The organism is Nocardia sp. NPDC004711 (assembly GCF_053601595.1).
On sequence record NZ_JBSGCB010000004.1, the window covers coordinates 79,528 to 96,621 of the forward strand.

Sequence of the window (17,094 nt, forward strand, 5' to 3'; positions counted from 1 at the left end):
CGGTGGTCGGTACCATCGGTGCGTGGGATTCCAGAGAGCGCGCACCCAGGAACAGCGGGAGGTGCGCCGCAGCACGATTCTGGATACCGCCGCGGCCATGCTCGATGACATGCCGGTCGCCGATCTGACCCTCAACGCGCTCAGCCGCCGCGTCGGGTTGGCGAAATCGAATGTGTTGCGCTACTTCGAATCTCGCGAGGAGATTCTGCTCGAACTGCTCGATCGGGGGTTCCGCCGGTGGCTTGCCGAGTTGGCGGACGAATTGCCCGACGCCATCGATCCGCACCTGCCGGTGGAGGAACGGATCGATCGGCTCGCGGCTGTCCTCAGTTGTTCGCTGCAGGACCACACCGCGTTCTCCGATCTGGTGAGCGCGCAGGCGGGCGTGCTCGAGCACAATGTGTCGGTCGACGTGGTCGTTCGATACAAGCGCTCCACCCTCGAGAACCTCACCATCCTTGCCGACCGTGTCCGTCAAGTGGTGCCGGAACTCGGCGACAAGGCGTTGACGATCTGCCTGATGGGCGTGGCCATGGTCGCAGGGCTGTACGCCCATGCCCGGCCCTCGCCGAGCACGGTGGCGGCCTACGATGCCGACCCCGGCCTGGCCGCACTTCGCATCGATGTGTGCGCCGCGCTCGAAGAATCCCTGGCGACACTGATGACCGGTGTTCTGCATCGTCCGAACGGCTCGAAATATCGTCCGCGCGAACCGAAATGAAGACTCCGGGCGTTATGCGCCGATCCCCGATTCGCGGTTCCTGCGGTAAGTGAGCAGCCACCAGGCCACGATCAGATCGTCGGTGCGGTCGAGGTTCAGGCCGGTGATCTCGGCGAAGCGCAGCAACCGGTTTCGGACGGTATTGCGGTGGAGGTAGAGCTTCGCGGCGGTTTCGTCGATACGACGGTCGCAGTCGAGGTACGCCTCCACCGTGGCGGCCACCTCGGCGCCCGCGCTGTGACGCAACAGCGGCGCGAGGTGCTTCGCGGCGAGCACGTCGACCGCCTCGTCGGGATACGCGAGCAACGGTAGCGGGCCCAGCGTCGCCAGATCGACCAGCCCGGTCCGATCGTTGCGGGCGGCGAGGTCGAGGGCCTGGCGGGCGTGGCGATAGGACAGCGGAGCCTCGGTCAGCGGCACCGAGGGCCCCAGGGCGACCGTCCCCGCCGGGGGCGGGTCGTCCGGTGTGTGCGGGAGCAGGGCGACCAGATGGCGGTCGATGACGGTGTCGACGACCGGCAGTTTCGACGTCGATCCGCGTGCGCGCAGGTAAGCGAGGAGTTCGGAGGCGGATTTCGTCTCATCCCAGGCGACATAGGCGACGTGGTAGCGGTGATCCGGATCCACCCGGTGGTGCCCGGCCTCGGCGGCGATCGCCGAAGGGGACAGGCTGCCGTCGACCAGACGGCGCAGGAAGTCCGCGCGCCGGGTGGCGCCGTCGATGGCGCGGTCCTGCAGGACCATGTGCACCGCGGTGGCCGAGGCGGTTGCCCACTCCCACATGAGGTCCTGCATGGCGTCGATCTCGGCCGCCGGTATCTCGGCGGCGACCGCGCGTTCACGGACGATCGCGAATATCCGGCGTGCCCCGATCTGGATGCTGTGTGCGACGAGTTCGAGCGGGATCTGCTGGTCGGCCCACACGCGAGCGAGGGCGGCCAGCTCATCGAAACTCGATTGCGCCAGGTCCGTGCGCAGGTGACGGACCGCGATCTCGAGCACGGCACGCGTGTTCTGCTCGATCGAGTCGGGGTCGACCTGGTCATAGACGGGAATGCTGTCGCGGTACAGGCGGGTGAGGTCCGCCGAGATCTGGCGCAGTTCCGGGTCGGCTGCGGAGATCATCGACCCTATCCGGGCGGCGGTTTCCCTCCGGCCCGGCCCGAGCGGAACCGCCGGCCGGTCCGTGTTCATCACCATCGCGAGTTCCTCGTCAGCTCACCCGTATGCATATGCACACCCAATGGGGTTCTCATGCCCATTCAATCGATATTCGGACCCCACCAGAATGGCATATGCACATCTTGCCTCAGGAAGTCGAGGAGTCATGGACTTTGCACCCAGCGCTCGCGCCGCCGATCTTGTCGAGCGCGTACGCCGTTTCGTGGACGACGAGATCCTCCCCGTCGAGCCCGGGTATCACCGGGAGCTCGCCGCGGTGCGCGACGCGGGTGGGGATCCGTGGCACCCATTGCCGATCCTGGCCGAGTTGCGGGCCAAGGCCCGTTCGGAGGGCCTGTGGAATCTGTTCCTGCCGGCCGCGCACGCGGGTGAGTACGCCGCACGATTCGGCACCGACGGTGGTGCGGGCCTGACCAACACCGACTACGCGCCGATCGCCGAGGTCACCGGGCGATCGTTCCTGGCCCCGCACGTATTCAATTGCAACGCACCCGATTCGGGAAACATGGAAGTCCTGTTGCAGTACGGGGATCAGGCTCAGCGCGATCGCTGGCTGGAGCCCCTGCTCGACGGCAGGATTCGCTCGGCGTTCGCGATGACCGAACCCGGCGTCGCGTCCTCGGACGCGACGAACATGGCGGCCACCGCGGTGCTCGACGGAGACGAGGTCGTCCTCAACGGCCGGAAATGGTGGACCACCGGCATCGGCCATCCGGACTGCCAGGTCATTCTCTTCATGGGTTTGACCGATCCGGACGCCGGTAAGCACCGCCGGCACACCATGGTGATCGTCCCCCGCGACACCCCCGGTGTCCGCGTCGAGCGGATGCTGCCCACGATGGGGCGATACGACGAGCCCTTCGGGCACGGCGAAGTCTCGTTCACCGATGTTCATGTGCCGTCGTCCCATATCCTGCTCGGCCCCGGCCGGGCCTTCGAGATCGCGCAGGGGCGGCTGGGTCCCGGCCGCGTGCACCACTGCATGCGCCTGATCGGACTCGCCGAGTCCGCCCTCGAGGCGGCCTGCCGTCGCGCTCTCGATCGCACCGCATTCGGAAAACCGTTGGCGAACCTCGGCGGCAACCGCGAGCGGATCGCCAAGGCGCGCATCGCCATCGACTCCGCACGGCTGCTGGTGCTCAATGCCGCATGGAAACTCGACACGGTCGGCGCGTTCGGTGCGCTCAGTGAGATCAGCCAGATCAAGGCGCATGTGCCGGCGGTCGCGCAGGACGTCATCGACTTCGCCATGCAAATCCACGGCGGCGCAGGCATATCCGACGACTTCCCGCTTTCCGCGGCATGGACGGCCGCGCGGGCGATCCGGCTGGCCGACGGGCCCGACGAGGTGCACCTGGACCTAGTCGGACGTGTCGAACTCGCCAAATACGCCGAGCGCCGATGAGAGAACCCGAGAAAGCGAGACCACATTCCATGAGCAAGGGCACGATCATCATCACCGGAGCCAGTTCCGGTCTGGGCGAGGAGATGGCGCGCCAGTTCGCCGCGCGGGGGTACGACCTCGGGCTGTGCGCACGGCGTGTCGATCGGCTCACCGCACTGAAGGATGAACTCGCCGAGGCCCATCCGGGCGTCCGGGTCGAGATCGCGGCCCTCGATGTCACCGATGACGACGCCGTGCGGGCTACTCTCGGAGTCTTCCGCGCGGCGTTCGGGACCATCGATCGGGTCATCGTCAATGCTGGCAGTGGTCTGGGCGCGGCGCTGGGGACCGGCGGCGCCGCAGCCAACCGCACCACGGCGATGACCAACTTCGTCGGCGCGCTGGCGCAGAGCGAACACGCGCTGGAGATCTTCCGTGCGCAACAGCGCGGCCATCTGGTGCTGATCTCGTCGTTCTCGGCGGTGCGGGGGATGCGGCGCTCGATGACCGTCTATGCGGCCAGCAAGGCCGGGGTGGCGGCGCTGGCCGAGGGACTGCGCTCCGAACGCATTCCCGGCGTGGATATTTCGCTGATTCTGCCGGGATACATCCGCTCCGAGATCAATGCCGCGGCCGCGGACCGCACCACATTCATGGTCGACACGGTGCCCGGTGTCGCGTCCATGGTCGCCGCCATCGAGGCTCGCCGAGCCGTCGCGTATGTCCCGAGCTGGCCGTGGGTTCCGCTCGCGGTGGCCATGAAGGTGCTGCCCCTGTCGATCGTGAGGAAGCTGACATGACGTCGACTCCCGGCCCGACGCGGACGGAGGCCCGACAGGTGCGGTCCGAGGACGCCTTCGACGTGGACGCACTGGCCGCTTGGCTACGTACTCAGGTCGCCGACGAAACACTGAGCGGTATCCCCGCGGTGCGCCAGTTCTCCGGTGGCGCTTCGAATCTGACGTACCTGCTGGAGTACCCGGGCCGCGACCTCATTCTGCGGCGGCCCCCGGCCGGGCGGCACGGCGAAGGGGCGCACGACATGGCCCGGGAGTACCGCGTGCAGACCGCGCTCGGGCCGGTGTTCGACTACGCGCCGTCGACCGTCGCGCTGTGCGAGGACCCCGAAATTCTCGGGGCCCCTTTCTATCTGATGGAACGGCTCGACGGCATCATCCCCCGCAAGGAGTTCCCCCCGGACCTGGAGCTCACCACGCTGCAAGTCGGCAAGCTGTGTACGAACGTTCTCGACGTCCTGGTCGATCTGCACACGATCGATCCCGAGGCGGCGGGACTGAGCTGGATGTCGAAGGGGCCCGGCTACGTCGCCCGCCAGGTGGCGGGCTGGTCGAAGCGCTACCGCCGGGCCAGGACCTGGAATGTGGGTTCGTTCGAATCGGTGATGGCATGGCTGGCCGCCGATCAGCCGCCCGATCGCGGGGCCGTGCTCATCCACAACGACTTTCGTTTCGACAACATCGTCCTCGACCACTCCGATCCGACCCGGCCCATCGGGCTGCTCGACTGGGAGATGGCCACCATCGGGGATCCGCTGATGGACCTCGGCAGCGCGCTCGCGTACTGGGTCCAGCAGGACGACGGCCGGGCGTTCAAGTTCTTCCGTCGCCAGCCCACCCACACCCCCGGCATGCTGACGCGCCGAGAGGTCGTCGAATACTACTGCCGGCGAACAGGAATCGGTCTCACCGATCGCGAATGGGCCTTCTACGAGGTCTTCGGCCTGTTCCGGCTGGCGGTCATCTGCCAGCAGATCTACTTCCGGTACCACCACAGGCAGACCACCAATCCGGCATTCCGGTTCTTCGGGCTCGCCGCCGTCCTGCTGGAACGCCGCTGCCGCAAGATCATTCACAGGAACAGGTGACATGACCGTCGACTTTCCCGAGGCGTCCGGCGCACGCCCCACCACCCCGACCCTGACCCGGATCCTGGCCGATGCCGCGCACCCGGCCGCGCCTCAGCTGGTGCCGCGGATTCGTCGAAACCGGGCGTGGCGCACCGACTACGCCGCGTTGCTCGCGGAACTGACCAGCGCCTCGGCGGGAAGTTCGGAGGTCGCGCATGCGGTCGCGGCACGGGGACTCACATCGGCCCGACGAAACATGGTCTGGCGCAAGGGCACGGTGGATATTCCGCTGTCCGACCTGGATCTCGCGACCGGTGCGGTCTGGCAAGCCGATACGGCCACCGTCACCGGCCGCAACCGCCCGGTGACGCAGCTACGGATTCCCTACCGCGGCCGACAGCTGAGCGGCGCCGATCTGCTCGGGCAACTCGACAGCTGGGTTGCCGAGGGTGTCGCCGAACCCTCGTTCCGCGCGGCCATCGGCCGGGTGGTGGCCAATCCGCAGTGGCTGTCGGTGCCCGGCCGCAGCATCGTGCTGCTGGGCGCCGGGGCCGAGCTCAGCCCGCTGACCACGCTGTCCGCGTGGGGTGCCGACATCCTCGCCGTCGATGTGGCGGGCCGTGATCTGTGGCAGCGGATCGGCGAAACCGCCCGCAGCGGCGCGGGCACGGTCCGGTGGCCGCTGCGCCCCGACGGCACTCCGGGCTTGGACCTGGCCACCGAGCTGCCCGAGCTGAGTACCTGGCTGACCGCCGAAAGCCATGAGCTGCCACTGGTTCTCGGCATGTACGCCTATGCCGATCGCGGCGCGCACGTCCGTATCACAATGGCCGCCGACCTCCTGGCCACCTATCTGTCCGGGCTCGATGCGCGGACCGCGCTCGCCTACCTCGCCACCCCCACCGACGCCTTCGTCGTCCCTCGCGAGGTCGTGGACGCCGGGGTGAGCGCATGGCGTGGACGCGGGTGGCCGAAATACCTGGACAGCGTGGCCCGCTCGGTATCGCGAGGCACGCTCTTCCGACCGCCGTATGCCACGACACACGAGGACGGGACCGGGCTCGCCGATGTTCTCGTGCCCCAGCAGGGACCCAGCTATGCGCTGGCCAAACGCCTCCAGCGCTGGCGCGGCATCACCGCGGAACGCGACGGTCAGCTCGTCTCGTTCAATGTCGCGCCCGCGTCGTGGACCTGTTCGGTCACCAAGAATCGCGCACTGGCTGCCGCCTACGGGGGCGCGCACCACTTCCGGGTCGAGGTGTTCGAACCCGACACCTGCCGCGTACTGATGGCCGCCCTGCTGGTCCACGACCTGCACCGGCCGCCGACACCGCGGCCGCACCCGGAAGCGCTGTTCAGCGACCAGGCACTGCACGGCGGATTGTGGCGCGCCGCCTACGAACCCAGATCCGCACTCGGCTTCGCCGCCTTGCTGGGAGCCCTGCGCCCGGGGCCACAACGCTGACCCTCTGCGCTGTCTCGCGAGATCGGTGTCAGCGGCGACCACTGGACCTGTGACGTTGTGGCGCTGACGGTTTCGTGCACGGCTGTGCGTGATGAGGCGCTCTGTCGTGACGGCCCAGGTTCACACGAACGGTCATTGCATGGGAGTTTCCCCGGACTCGGGTGGTTGCCGTGCGGCGATCTGCTCCTGTGCCCACTGCGCCCATTCTCGGTTCATCGTCCAGAAGCGCTGCCCCCACTCCAAGGCCAGTCGCCCGTTGGCGGAGAAATCGTCGCCGGACCATTCGGTCGCGCGCTCCATCGCCGCCAGTTCGTCTTGTCCTGCCCGGGATCGCTCCTCGATGCCGGCGAGATGGTCCAGAGCCTGGCGCCGGGAGAGGAAGCCCAGGAAGAACACCCGCAGCAGCATCTCGTTCCGCGCGGGCGTCTTCGATTCGGATGCGACGAGCCAGTTCTCGAGTTCAGCGTCCCCGGCGGGGGTGAGCGCGTATTCCTTGCGCCGGCGTGGACCCTCTTCGGAGGCGGTGATCAAGCCTTCGCCGGCGAGCTTCGTCAGCTCCGTATACACCTGGGTCTGCGATGCGGACCACACGCTGTCCAGCGATCCGGCGAACCGCTGCAGCAGGTCGTAGCCACTGGCCGGCCGGTCCGCCAGCAGGCCCAGCAGGGCATGTCTGAGGCTCATGCCGCCAGTCTATATTGCGGTCTTGACATGTCGGCACCGGAATATCACTATTGGCTGACATTCCGGTACCGGACTATCCGCATCCAACATATCGAAGTGACATCTCCGAGGAGCCAGCCAGTCATGTCCTACCTGCGTACTTTCGCCCCCTGGATCGTCTATGCGGTCGTGCCGGCACACCATTGGCAGTGGGCCGCCCTGATCGCCGCGTGCCTGTCGCTGATCGAGATCGCCCGGCTGTTGCGGGCCGGGCGGGATGTCACCGCGATGGTCATCGACATCGGCACAGCGGTGTTCTTCATCGCGCTGACGATCCTCGCGTTCACCGACCCCAACACTCCACTGCACCCGTACTCACCTGCGATTTCCAGTGGTGTCCTGATGCTCGTCGCGGGTATTTCGATGCTCGTCGGCACGCCGTTCACCCTGCCGATCGCCAAGCAGTCGACGCCGCCGGCACTGTGGTCGAACCCAGAGTTCATCCGCGTCAATTACGTCATCACCACCGCGTGGACCGTCAGTTTCACCATCGGGTGCATCGCCCTCGCAGTGCTGGCACACACCGATGGCCCGCGGACCGCAGTCCAGGTCGCGGCCTTCGCGATCCCAGCCGTGTTCACGATCCGCTACAGCGCGCATGCGCAGGCCGCGGCCCAGCGCACCAATCCATCCGCCGCCTAGCCCGCCGGCAATCCCTTCGCTCATGCACCCGGGCGGTACACCACCCGGGTGCACGCGCCACAGCCGCGCGGCCGCGGCGGTCTGCACGCTGACGCCGAACACCGTCATCGGCTCGGCATCGGCGACCAGAACCGGCTCGCCCCGGCGCGCGGCCTCCAACCCGACAGCCCATGCGGCGCTACGGCTCTCGGCGGACTTCGCGTGGGTTCTTGTCGAACCGCAATCCACGCCACGATGGATGCCTGAGTCGGGCATCGCTGGTCCAGCCGGTGAAGGTCACCTCGCCGACGAGTTCGGGTTCGACCCAAACCGCGTCGGGCACGGGAGCCGCGACGGAAGGCGTGTCGCGTTGCAGCGGTTGGAGTTTCGCACTCAGGTCGTCGAGTGTTGCCTGAGTGAAGCCGGTGCCGACGTTACCGATGTAGGTGAGTTCGCCCGTGTCGTCGCGAACTGCCATCAGTAGTGAGCCGATGTGACCGGCCCGCTGCCCGGCGCCCGGGCGCCAGCCGACGATGACGACTTCCTGATCACGGACATTCTTGACCTTGATCCAGAGCGGGCTGCGCCGCCCGGGCAGATAGGGACCGTCGAGGCGTTTGCACACGATGCCTTCCAGCCGCAGGCGTCGTGATTCGTCGAGCACCGCCGCACCGGGACCCTGCAGGCGGGGTGGTGTCTGCCAGTGCGGTCCGCGTAGGTCGAGTTGTTCGAGTAATTCCCGCCGCTGCCGGTAGGGCAGGTCGATCAGCGAGCGATCACCGACGTGGAGCAGGTCGAAGATCATGTAGGTGGCCGGGGTCGTAGTGGCCAGGGATCGAATCATGGCCGGGTTGCGCTGATGCATCCGCGGCTGAAGCGCTTCGAAGGAGGATCGTCCGTCCTCGGCGAGCGCAACGATTTCGCCGTCCACGACGAAGGCGGGGCTCGAGGGCCCGAGCGCGGCGAGTTCCGGCCAGGCCGCGGTGATGTCCTTGTCGTTGCGGGACATCAGCCGCAGACCATCGCTGACGTAGCAGATGGCGCGAATGCCGTCGAACTTGACTTCGTAGTTCCATCTCGCGTCATCGTGGGGAACCACGCCGGCCGTGGCCAGCATCGGCGCGTACCGCGGCAGCCCGGTCACCTCCGTCTCACTGCCATCGCCGGTCCTCTCGCGAACTCGAACGTTGCGTCTTGACAGCTGCTCGAATAATACCTTCCGGCAGGCTTTTTCAAGTGCTCTCAGCGACGAAGGCACTCGCCCAGCCCTCGAAGCAGCCGACCTCGCACCCACGAAATCGTGTGTCGCGAGGCCAATGTGGGTTGTCAGTGGCTGGCGCTGACGCGGCCGATCAGCTGTCCGAACAAGATCGCCTGCGCGCGACGCGGCATAGGGCCCGTACCGCGCCTGCAGGTTCTTCATGACGATCTCCCTCGATGGAAGAATTTGGCTCTATCAGGCCAATCGAGTGCTGACAAAAATGGAATGTCAATTCCAGAAAGTGCGATATCGTGAAGGTCATGAGCAGCACGAAGCCACGGCGCCTGACACCGAAGGGCGAGCAGACGCGGCAACGGATCGTGGTGGCGGCGGCGCAGTTGATGTTCGAGCACGGTGTCGCCGCGACCACCGTCGAGGACGTACGCGATGCCGCCGGGGTGAGCAACTCGCAGGTCTACCACTACTTCACCGACAAGAACGCACTGATCCGCGCGGTGATCGCCTACCAGAGCGACACCGTCGTCGGCGGGCAGGAACCCATGTTCGCCCGCTTGGACACCATCGACGGTTTCCGGGCCTGGCGCGACTTCCTCGTCGCGCACCAGCGGCGGATGCATTGCCGGGGCGGCTGCCCCCTGGGTTCCCTGGGTAGTGAACTGGCCGAGATCAATTCCACTGCCCGCGCCGATGTCGCCACCGCGTTCCGTCGCTGGGAATCCGGGGTTCGGTCCGGGCTGCGGTCCATGGCCGAGGCCGGTCGCCTGGATCCCGCCGCCGACCCGGACAAACTTGCCACCACCACCCTGGCCGCGCTGCAGGGCGCGCTGCTGCTGACCCAGCTGCAACGCGACACCGCGCCACTGGAAATCGCCCTGGACACGATGATCGACCACATCGCGTCGCGCACCCGGCCCGCCTCGGACGGCGCGCAGAAAAGTGGCATTGATATTCCAATCTCTTCTAGGTAGGACTGGAGCAGCGAATCCATTTTCGCCGAGCACCGGGCCGAATAAGCCGGGTGCTTGCCTCCTCGCTTCCACTGCCTGGAAAGGGACGGATGTGACCAGCACGAACACCACCATCGCCCAGCGCGTCGAGCTCATGCACCAGTCCATGGCCGGCCAGATCCCCGAGAGCGCCTTGGCCGCCTTCGGCGCCGAGCAGGCCGGCCTCGCCAGTGACGGGGTCCCCGGGGGCGTCGCACAGGCGGGAACCGCGATGCCGGACGCCGACCTCCTCGACGTGCACGGCAACCCCACCAGCCTGTACGCGGCCCTCGCCGGGAAGCCGGCGGTCCTCGTCATCTACCGCGGTGCCTGGTGCCCCTACTGCAACCTGGCTCTACGGGCATACGAAGAGCAACTGGCGCCGACCCTGACCGAGCGCGGCATCGGTTTGATCGCACTCAGTCCGCAGAAGCCCGACGGCTCGCTGACCATGGCGGAGAAGAACGACCTGACCTTCACCGTGCTCTCCGATCCCGGGAACCAGATCGCCCGAGCACTCGGCGTCCTCACCGCACCCACCGACCGGGTCCGCGAAGCCCAGCGAAGCCTCGGCCTGGATCTGCCGACATTCAACGCCGACAACGGATACGGCCTGCCGATGCCGACGGTGCTGGTCATCGACGGCGACAGAACAATTCGCTGGATCGACGTCCACCCCAACTACGCCACCCGCACCGAAACCACCGACATCCTCACCGCACTCGACATTCTCGACTGACTGCCCGCACCGATCCTGCGCGGGATCGGTCTGCAGGCGTACCCCACCGCCGCCATGACCGGGGGAACGCGACGGTGCGCTTGATGCGGATAGGCCGGCGGCGAATCATGCTGTGGGACTTCCTATCCGGCCGCCGTCGCTACGCAGCCGATATCCCGCGCCGCGCACGGTCTCCAGCGATATCACGCCGAACGGACGGTCGATCTTTTCCCGTAGCCCGCGGATATGGACGTCCACGACGTTGGAGCGCGATTCGTAGGCGAAATCCCAGCAGTGCTCGGTGAGCAGTTCCCGGGTCAGCACCGCGCCGGGCTGCCGCGCGAACATCTCCAGCAGTGCGTATTCCTTTGCGGTGAGCACGATTTCAGCGTCACCGCGCCAGCATCGTCGTGCCGCGGTATCGATGCGAAGATCGCCGACCCGCAGCACCGCCGGTCGCGGGACCGGACCGCGGCGGATCAGGGCCCGCAACCGGACGAACAGCTCGTCGAGATGAAACGGTTTGGTGAGGAAGTCGTCGGCACCGTCGTCGAGGCCCGTGACCCGGTCGCGCACCGCGCCGCGCTTGGTCAGCATCAGCACCGGCACCCAGATGCCCTCGTTCCGCAATCGCCGGCACACCTCGAACCCCGAGAATCCGGGCAGCATCGCATCCAGCACGACCGCGTCGTAGGCGCGGCTGGCGGCCGCACCGTAACCATCGGGTCCATCCGCCGCGACATCGACGGCGTACCCCTCCTCGGTCAGCCCACGCCGCAGCAGCCGCGCCATCTTCGGGTCGTCCTCGACCACCAGCACCCGCATATGGATCAACCTCCCGCCCGCACTCTCGGCATCGGCAACGCCGGGCAACCCCGGCACGAAAGTCCATCCCGTTCATGACCACGCCCACACCGCGCCTCCGGAACGCAGCGAGTTGATCTTCATGAATGCTTCATCTTCGCGGCGTAGACCAAGATCGACAAGGCGTGATGTCACGATCTGCCGGGCGGACGCCGCCCGGCATGCCCAAGGAGACCGGTCATGGCACGGATCCGACGCCACACATCCGCCCTCGCCGTCCAGGCGAACGCGGCCGACGAGCGCTATCGTCTCGCGGCGTTCATCAAACGGTCGATCAACAAGGTCTTCCCCACGCACTGGTCGTTCCTGCTCGGTGAGATCGCCCTGTACAGCTTCATCATCCTGGTGCTGACCGGCGTCTATCTGACGCTGTACTTCGATCCGTCGATGACCGACGTGGTCTACAACGGGCCGTATCAGCCGCTGCGCGGAGTCACGATGTCCCGGGCCTACGAATCCACCCTGAACATCTCCTTCGAAGTCCGTGGCGGCCTGTTCATCCGTCAGGTCCACCACTGGGCCGCACTGCTGTTCGTCGCCTCGATGATCGTGCACCTGTTCCGCGTCTTCTTCACCGGCGGGTTCCGCAAACCACGCGAGGCCAACTGGGTGATCGGCGCCATCCTGTTGATCCTGGCCATGTTCGAGGGCTTCTTCGGCTATTCGCTGCCCGACGATCTGCTCTCGGGCACCGGGCTGCGGCTGGCCTTCGGCGGCATCACGATGGGCCTGCCCGTCATCGGCACCTGGCTGCACTGGATGCTCTTCGGCGGCGACTTCCCCGGCGACATCATCGTGCCCCGCATGTTCATCACCCACGTGCTGCTGATCCCCGGCATCATGCTCGCCCTGATCGCCGCTCACATCGCCCTGGTCTGGTATCAGAAGCACACGCAATACCCCGGTCCGGCACGAACCGAACGCAACGTGATCGGCACTCGGATCGTGCCGGTCTTCTCCCTGGACCAGGGCGCGTTCTTCGCGTTCACGCTGGCCGCGCTGGCACTCATGGGCGGCCTGCTGCAGATCAATCCGATCTGGAACCTCGGCCCCTACAACCCCTCCCAGGTGTCGGCGGGATCGCAACCGGACTTCTACATGATGTGGACCGAGGGTCTGGCCCGCACCATGCCACCGTGGGAACTGTATCTGGGCCGCTACACCATCCCCGCCGCATTCTGGGTCGCCCTCATCATGGGCCTGATCTTCGCGGTGCTGATCGTCTATCCGTGGATCGAGAAGCGCCTCACCGGCGACACCGCCCGCCACAACCTGCTGCAACGTCCCCGGGATGTGCCGGTGCGCACCGGCATCGGTGCCATGTCCATCACCACCTATGTGATCCTGACCTTGATGGGCGCCAACGACATCATCGCCTACAAGTTCCACATCTCCCTCAACGCAACCACCTGGGCGGGACGCATCGGCATCCTGCTGCTGCCGCCGCTGGCCTACTTCATCGCCTACCGGATCTGCGTCGGATTGCAGCGAGCCGACCGGACCGTACTCGAGCACGGCATCGAAACCGGCGTTATTCGTCGCCTCCCCCATGGCGAATACATCGAGCTGCACCAAGCACTCGGCCCCGTCGACGACCACGGCCACCCAATCCCATTGGACTACCAGGGCGCACCGGTGCCGAAGAAGATGAACCGACTCGGGATCGCCGGCAGACCCGGCAGCGGCAGCTTCTTCGTCGCCGACCCACCCGACCAAGTCGCGGCCCTCCGCCAGGCCGACCACGCCGCCGAATCGGCCCAGCTGACAGTCCTACGGACCTACCAGCAGCGCATCACGGCACAGGAACAGTCCACGGACGGGACACCGGATGGCCGTGTGCCGACAGACTCCGCGGACGGGACTCGCCGGACAACCCACCGGTCCGGGGTTTGACCAGCGGATGAACGGGCATTGCCCCACTATGTTCACAATCATCGGGCTCATCGCTCTGCTGGGTGCTGTGACCGTGGGCGTGGCCGGGATCCAGGCCAACAGCGGTGGTGCACATGCGCTTCCCAATGGCTTCGCCGTTTTCGACCACACCTATCACGGATCCGCCGGGCTGCTGTTCGCCTACGGAATCCTGATCGGCGCGATCGGCACGGCGGGATTCATCCTCACGCTGGCCGGAATCTGGACCACGTCGCGGCGCGGCACGGTCGCGCGGCGCGAGCTGCGCCGGTCGCGGCGCGAGATGGCAGCGGCGCGAAAGGAACTCGCGAAACCGGCACCGGCGGCCACGGCGGCGCGTAACGTGAAGCAGCCCCGAAAGCAGGCGGTTCCCATGGCCGAGACGACGCCGAAACGTGTATTCGCGAAGCCGAATTGGTCGGTCAACCGCTTCCTCAACCGTCCGGGGACACCCGCGAAAACCGAATCCGCCGCCAAATAGGACTCCGGTCCGCAGAGGACAATCGAATGCTCGCCGTGCTCGGCCTCGCGTTGCTCGACGCGGGCTGGCTCATCGCCACCCCGGCCCTCACCGCCCTCGGCATCATCGTGCTGACCGTGGCGCTGATCCGCTGGCTGCTGGGCGCACCCGCCCGCTACCTCGCCCATCCCCGATACTGATCGGAACCGACTGCACCGACCGGGATTCGCCCGGTCGGCTAGCGTCGCTGACATGACGGTGACGGTGCTGGTTCCCGACGACCATGGTTTCGCGACGATCTCCCGGCTCGAGGGGGCGCGGCCGGTGCGCTACACCCTCGGCGCGCCGCTGCCCGCCGGGGCGGACGCGGCGGAGGTGCTGGTGCCCGCCTTCCTGGCCGGCCGGCCGAAGAGCCTGGCGCTGGCGCGGTCGCTGCCGAAGCTGCGGCTGGTGCAGCTGCTGACCGCGGGCGCCGAGGCCTGGGTGGGCGAGCTGCCGGATCAGGTGATGATCTCGACGGCCCGGGGTGCGCACGGGGCGAGCACCGCCGAGTGGACGATCACCGGATTGCTCACGGTCTACCGGGAATTCACCGAATTCGCCGTGGCCCAGCGCGAGCACCGCTGGATCCAGCACCGCACGGACACCTTGCACGGCAAGCGAATCCTGATCATCGGTGCGGGTGATCTGGCGACGGAATTGCGCCGCATGCTGCTGCCGTTCGACACCACAGTCGAACTGGTCGGGACGCAGGCCCGGGAGGGCGTGCACGGCGTCGGCGAAATCCCCGACCTGCTCCCGCATTTCGATGCGGTCGTGCTCATGGTTCCGGTCACCACGGCCACCATCGGCATGGTCGACGCGGCGTTCCTGGCCCGCATGCCCGACCGCGCGATTCTCGTCAATGCCGCCCGCGGCCCCGTGGTGCGGAGCGACGACCTGCTGGCCGAACTGCAATCCGGCCGGCTGCGCGCCATCCTCGACGTCACCGATCCGGAACCGCTGCCCGCCGGCCACCCGCTGTGGGACGCACCGGGCCTGCTGCTCACCCCGCACGTCGGCGGCAGCAGCAGCGGAAACCTGCAGCGCGGCTGGGCCATCGCCACCGCGGAGATCGCACGCTACCTGGCGGGCGAGCCGCCACAGAACCTCATCAACGGCGAATACTGAACCGGCGCAGCCGATCCCACCCCGCTACAGGGTGTCCTTCCCGATCGGCCGATTGATGCCACGCCACTCACGCTCCCAGCGCGCATAGCGTCTGGCGTCGAACACCGTGCCCGTGAACCACACGGTCGCGGCGGCCGCACACCACGTCTCGACCAGTACCGCGAGCCCGGTCCCGATCCCCTCGGCGGCCGCGGCTCCCGGCCGTGCGGGCGCCTGCGTCGGCTGCCCGTTCTTGATCCAGACCGTCACCGTGGCCCCCGCGACCTCCGGCCCGGGCACGTCCACGGTGGCGGTCTCGGTCTTGCCGTCGCTGTTCCACTGCACGGGCGCCTGATACCGCGCCTGATTGCCCGCGTAATGATCCGAATCCGGCAGCCGCACGGCATCCGCGGTCTCGGTGGCCGTCACCCTGACCTTCCCCGCATCCTGCGCCGCGATCCGATCCTGCGCGCCGGTATAGCTCACGCTCCCCACCGCCCCCGCCACCGGCACCGCCGCGGCCACGACCACCACGGCCACCGCCCGCAGCACCATCTCGGCCCGATCCGAGACACGCAGCAGCGGATTCCGGTTCCACGGCCGCACCCGCCAGAGCCGAGTCGGCAACGAAGGACGCATCGACACCTGGACCGCCTCTCTCCACGCGCCGTCGTACCGCTTACATAGGTAGCTCTACCCCATTCGATACGCCACCAACCGGCCGAACGTCAAGGTCAGCGCGTCGTGACTCCGCCACGGACCAGCCAAATCCCACGTCACACACACATCGGCGGCCGAAGCGCACCTCCAGTGGTCGACGACCCGGTCCAGCGGCGGCCGGAAGTTGCTCGGGCGTTCCCGCGCGAGCAGCTCCCGGCGCGCCTGCGGGTCGACGGCGTGCGCCATTTCCGCGCTTCGCCGCACGGTGAACGCGTCGATGCCACGGCACCTGGCCTGCTCGGTGTATTCGTCGATGACTCACAGTGATTCACGGTTCGGAACACGGGCCTCGGCCCGTTCACCGGCCGCTCTCCGGCGTTCGACATCGAGTTCGATGGCAGCGAAGCCGACGAGAGGCGACGAACGCGACTTCGTCGCTGTTTACAGCCGGTGGCCTGGCACGAATTCGTAGGTGTCGAGCACCAGGCCGTCACCGATCTTTCGTGTGTCGACCAGGTGCAGCGGCTTCTTGTCGCTGGTCTCGTCGAAGAGACGCAGGCCGGTTCCCAGCACGGCCGGGAAAATTACCAGCCGCAGTTCATCGGCCAGGTTCTGTGCGATCAATGTGCGCACGAGCTGATAGCTGCCGTAGACCAGGATTTCCCCGTCCACGTTCCGTTTCAGCTCCGAAATCTCCTTTACCGCATCGCCATTGAGGACCGTGGTGTTGCTCCACTGAGAATGTTCGAGAGTCGACGACACGACGTACTTGGGGATGCTGTTCATTCTGTCCGCCCACTCGCGGCTTACGCGGACCTCCGCGCCATCGCGCATCCGGGACTCGAACCACGCACTGCTCCGCCTGCCCAGCAGTAGCGCCTCGGCACCCAGCAGTTCCTCCGTCTCGTTGGCGGCCCAGTCTTCGAGGTCCTTGCCCCCGACGAACTGGTGGAACCAGCCGCCCAGCTCGAAGCCTTCCTGGCCGTCCGGGTCCTGGACCACTCCATCGAGTGTGGCGTTGGTGCTGATGACGATCTTGCCCATTTCCGTGCTCCTTTGACAATGTTGTCGGCTATCACTGGTCCAGACGCCGCAGCATCGGAAAAGGAGGCGCTCCGCGACCGCCCCGTTCGCGCCTCGGCCGGCGTCCATACGGCGTGG

General features: G+C 67.1%; 18 protein-coding genes. 12 read left to right on the forward strand and 6 right to left on the reverse strand.

The window, feature by feature from the left end:
* The first annotated feature begins 22 nt into the window (after nt 1–22).
* The gene (locus ACWEKS_RS04885; RefSeq protein ID WP_452338844.1) at nt 23–721 is read left to right on the forward strand and encodes a TetR family transcriptional regulator; all 699 of its coding nucleotides are present in this window, start codon (nt 23–25) and stop codon (nt 719–721) included.
* Between the two features lie 12 nt (nt 722–733).
* Here the strand turns inward: ACWEKS_RS04885 and ACWEKS_RS04890 are convergent, their stop codons facing one another.
* Nucleotides 734–1,846 carry a PucR family transcriptional regulator gene (locus ACWEKS_RS04890; RefSeq protein ID WP_452338845.1) on the reverse strand — a complete coding sequence of 371 codons (1,113 nt, stop codon included), beginning with the start codon at nt 1,844–1,846 and terminating at the stop codon, nt 734–736.
* Between the two features lie 202 nt (nt 1,847–2,048).
* Here ACWEKS_RS04890 and ACWEKS_RS04895 point away from each other — a divergent pair, with 202 nt between their 5' ends.
* The 4 genes from ACWEKS_RS04895 to ACWEKS_RS04910 are packed head-to-tail and all read left to right on the forward strand — an operon-like array spanning nt 2,049 to nt 6,619.
* Nucleotides 2,049–3,308, forward strand: coding sequence for an acyl-CoA dehydrogenase family protein (locus ACWEKS_RS04895; protein WP_452338846.1), 1,260 nt, complete (start codon nt 2,049–2,051; stop codon nt 3,306–3,308).
* A 29-nt stretch (nt 3,309–3,337) separates the two neighbouring features.
* Nucleotides 3,338–4,087, forward strand: a complete 750-nt coding sequence (locus tag ACWEKS_RS04900; protein WP_452338847.1) for an SDR family oxidoreductase — start codon at nt 3,338–3,340, stop codon at nt 4,085–4,087.
* Complete coding sequence (locus ACWEKS_RS04905) at nt 4,084–5,172, forward strand: phosphotransferase family protein (protein ID WP_452338848.1); 1,089 nt, start codon at nt 4,084–4,086, stop codon at nt 5,170–5,172. The genes ACWEKS_RS04900 and ACWEKS_RS04905 overlap by 4 nt, the downstream gene beginning before the upstream one ends.
* A 1-nt stretch (nt 5,173) precedes the next feature.
* On the forward strand, nt 5,174–6,619 hold the full coding sequence (locus ACWEKS_RS04910; RefSeq protein WP_452338849.1) for a hypothetical protein: 1,446 nt from the start codon (nt 5,174–5,176) through the stop codon (nt 6,617–6,619).
* A 132-nt stretch (nt 6,620–6,751) separates the two neighbouring features.
* Here ACWEKS_RS04910 and ACWEKS_RS04915 read toward each other — a convergent pair whose 3' ends face one another.
* Complete coding sequence (locus tag ACWEKS_RS04915) at nt 6,752–7,303, reverse strand: PadR family transcriptional regulator (RefSeq protein WP_452338850.1); 552 nt, start codon at nt 7,301–7,303, stop codon at nt 6,752–6,754.
* A 123-nt stretch (nt 7,304–7,426) separates the two neighbouring features.
* Here ACWEKS_RS04915 and ACWEKS_RS04920 point away from each other — a divergent pair, with 123 nt between their 5' ends.
* The gene (locus ACWEKS_RS04920) at nt 7,427–7,984 is read left to right on the forward strand and encodes a hypothetical protein (protein WP_452338851.1); all 558 of its coding nucleotides are present in this window, start codon (nt 7,427–7,429) and stop codon (nt 7,982–7,984) included.
* A 178-nt stretch (nt 7,985–8,162) separates the two neighbouring features.
* Here the strand turns inward: ACWEKS_RS04920 and ligD are convergent, their stop codons facing one another.
* Nucleotides 8,163–9,386 (reverse strand): non-homologous end-joining DNA ligase, encoded by a 1,224-nt coding sequence (gene ligD / locus ACWEKS_RS04925; RefSeq protein WP_452338852.1) that lies wholly within the window; start codon nt 9,384–9,386, stop codon nt 8,163–8,165.
* 98 nt (nt 9,387–9,484) lie between these two features.
* Here ligD and ACWEKS_RS04930 point away from each other — a divergent pair, with 98 nt between their 5' ends.
* Together ACWEKS_RS04930 and ACWEKS_RS04935 are read left to right on the forward strand one after the other, a co-directional pair.
* Complete coding sequence (locus tag ACWEKS_RS04930) at nt 9,485–10,153, forward strand: TetR/AcrR family transcriptional regulator (protein ID WP_452338853.1); 669 nt, start codon at nt 9,485–9,487, stop codon at nt 10,151–10,153.
* A gap of 91 nt (nt 10,154–10,244) precedes the next feature.
* Complete coding sequence (locus ACWEKS_RS04935; RefSeq protein WP_452338854.1) at nt 10,245–10,910, forward strand: peroxiredoxin-like family protein; 666 nt, start codon at nt 10,245–10,247, stop codon at nt 10,908–10,910.
* Between the two features lie 105 nt (nt 10,911–11,015).
* Here ACWEKS_RS04935 and ACWEKS_RS04940 read toward each other — a convergent pair whose 3' ends face one another.
* Nucleotides 11,016–11,714 (reverse strand): response regulator transcription factor, encoded by a 699-nt coding sequence (locus ACWEKS_RS04940; protein ID WP_452338855.1) that lies wholly within the window; start codon nt 11,712–11,714, stop codon nt 11,016–11,018.
* A 219-nt stretch (nt 11,715–11,933) separates the two neighbouring features.
* Between ACWEKS_RS04940 and qcrB the strand changes: the two genes are divergently transcribed.
* Genes qcrB through ACWEKS_RS04960 form a run of 4 tightly spaced genes read left to right on the forward strand, consistent with a single transcriptional unit; the run spans nt 11,934 to nt 15,294 of the window.
* Entirely contained in the window at nt 11,934–13,646 is a 1,713-nt protein-coding gene (qcrB, locus tag ACWEKS_RS04945; protein ID WP_452338856.1) for a cytochrome bc1 complex cytochrome b subunit, read from the forward strand.
* Between the two features lie 28 nt (nt 13,647–13,674).
* Nucleotides 13,675–14,145, forward strand: a complete 471-nt coding sequence (locus ACWEKS_RS04950) for a hypothetical protein (protein WP_452338857.1) — start codon at nt 13,675–13,677, stop codon at nt 14,143–14,145.
* A 26-nt stretch (nt 14,146–14,171) separates the two neighbouring features.
* On the forward strand, nt 14,172–14,324 hold the full coding sequence (locus ACWEKS_RS04955; RefSeq protein WP_354850676.1) for a hypothetical protein: 153 nt from the start codon (nt 14,172–14,174) through the stop codon (nt 14,322–14,324).
* Nucleotides 14,325–14,376: 52 nt separating this feature from the next.
* Nucleotides 14,377–15,294 carry a 2-hydroxyacid dehydrogenase gene (locus ACWEKS_RS04960; protein WP_452338858.1) on the forward strand — a complete coding sequence of 306 codons (918 nt, stop codon included), beginning with the start codon at nt 14,377–14,379 and terminating at the stop codon, nt 15,292–15,294.
* A gap of 24 nt (nt 15,295–15,318) precedes the next feature.
* Here ACWEKS_RS04960 and ACWEKS_RS04965 read toward each other — a convergent pair whose 3' ends face one another.
* Nucleotides 15,319–15,912: an Rv1733c family protein gene (locus tag ACWEKS_RS04965; RefSeq protein ID WP_452338859.1), complete on the reverse strand. Its 594-nt coding sequence runs from the start codon at nt 15,910–15,912 to the stop codon at nt 15,319–15,321.
* A gap of 462 nt (nt 15,913–16,374) precedes the next feature.
* The gene (locus ACWEKS_RS04970; protein WP_452338860.1) at nt 16,375–16,977 is read right to left on the reverse strand and encodes a dihydrofolate reductase family protein; all 603 of its coding nucleotides are present in this window, start codon (nt 16,975–16,977) and stop codon (nt 16,375–16,377) included.
* Nucleotides 16,978–17,094 lie beyond the last annotated feature (117 nt).

What these genes read in the sequence shown, in the direction of transcription:
- ACWEKS_RS04890 (WP_452338845.1), bottom strand. Translation starts at nt 1,846, where the DNA reads ATGATCTCCGCAGCCGACCCGGAACTGCGCCAGATCTCGGCGGACCTC.
- ACWEKS_RS04895 (WP_452338846.1), top strand. Translation starts at nt 2,049, where the DNA reads ATGGACTTTGCACCCAGCGCTCGCGCCGCCGATCTTGTCGAGCGCGTA.
- ACWEKS_RS04900 (WP_452338847.1), top strand. Translation starts at nt 3,338, where the DNA reads ATGAGCAAGGGCACGATCATCATCACCGGAGCCAGTTCCGGTCTGGGC.
- ACWEKS_RS04905 (WP_452338848.1), top strand. Translation starts at nt 4,084, where the DNA reads ATGACGTCGACTCCCGGCCCGACGCGGACGGAGGCCCGACAGGTGCGG.
- ACWEKS_RS04910 (WP_452338849.1), top strand. Translation starts at nt 5,174, where the DNA reads ATGACCGTCGACTTTCCCGAGGCGTCCGGCGCACGCCCCACCACCCCG.
- ACWEKS_RS04915 (WP_452338850.1), bottom strand. Translation starts at nt 7,303, where the DNA reads ATGAGCCTCAGACATGCCCTGCTGGGCCTGCTGGCGGACCGGCCGGCC.
- ACWEKS_RS04920 (WP_452338851.1), top strand. Translation starts at nt 7,427, where the DNA reads ATGTCCTACCTGCGTACTTTCGCCCCCTGGATCGTCTATGCGGTCGTG.
- ligD (WP_452338852.1), bottom strand. Translation starts at nt 9,386, where the DNA reads ATGAAGAACCTGCAGGCGCGGTACGGGCCCTATGCCGCGTCGCGCGCA.
- ACWEKS_RS04930 (WP_452338853.1), top strand. Translation starts at nt 9,485, where the DNA reads ATGAGCAGCACGAAGCCACGGCGCCTGACACCGAAGGGCGAGCAGACG.
- ACWEKS_RS04940 (WP_452338855.1), bottom strand. Translation starts at nt 11,714, where the DNA reads ATGCGGGTGCTGGTGGTCGAGGACGACCCGAAGATGGCGCGGCTGCTG.
- qcrB (WP_452338856.1), top strand. Translation starts at nt 11,934, where the DNA reads ATGGCACGGATCCGACGCCACACATCCGCCCTCGCCGTCCAGGCGAAC.
- ACWEKS_RS04950 (WP_452338857.1), top strand. Translation starts at nt 13,675, where the DNA reads ATGTTCACAATCATCGGGCTCATCGCTCTGCTGGGTGCTGTGACCGTG.
- ACWEKS_RS04955 (WP_354850676.1), top strand. Translation starts at nt 14,172, where the DNA reads ATGCTCGCCGTGCTCGGCCTCGCGTTGCTCGACGCGGGCTGGCTCATC.
- ACWEKS_RS04960 (WP_452338858.1), top strand. Translation starts at nt 14,377, where the DNA reads ATGACGGTGACGGTGCTGGTTCCCGACGACCATGGTTTCGCGACGATC.
- ACWEKS_RS04965 (WP_452338859.1), bottom strand. Translation starts at nt 15,912, where the DNA reads ATGCGTCCTTCGTTGCCGACTCGGCTCTGGCGGGTGCGGCCGTGGAAC.
- ACWEKS_RS04970 (WP_452338860.1), bottom strand. Translation starts at nt 16,977, where the DNA reads ATGGGCAAGATCGTCATCAGCACCAACGCCACACTCGATGGAGTGGTC.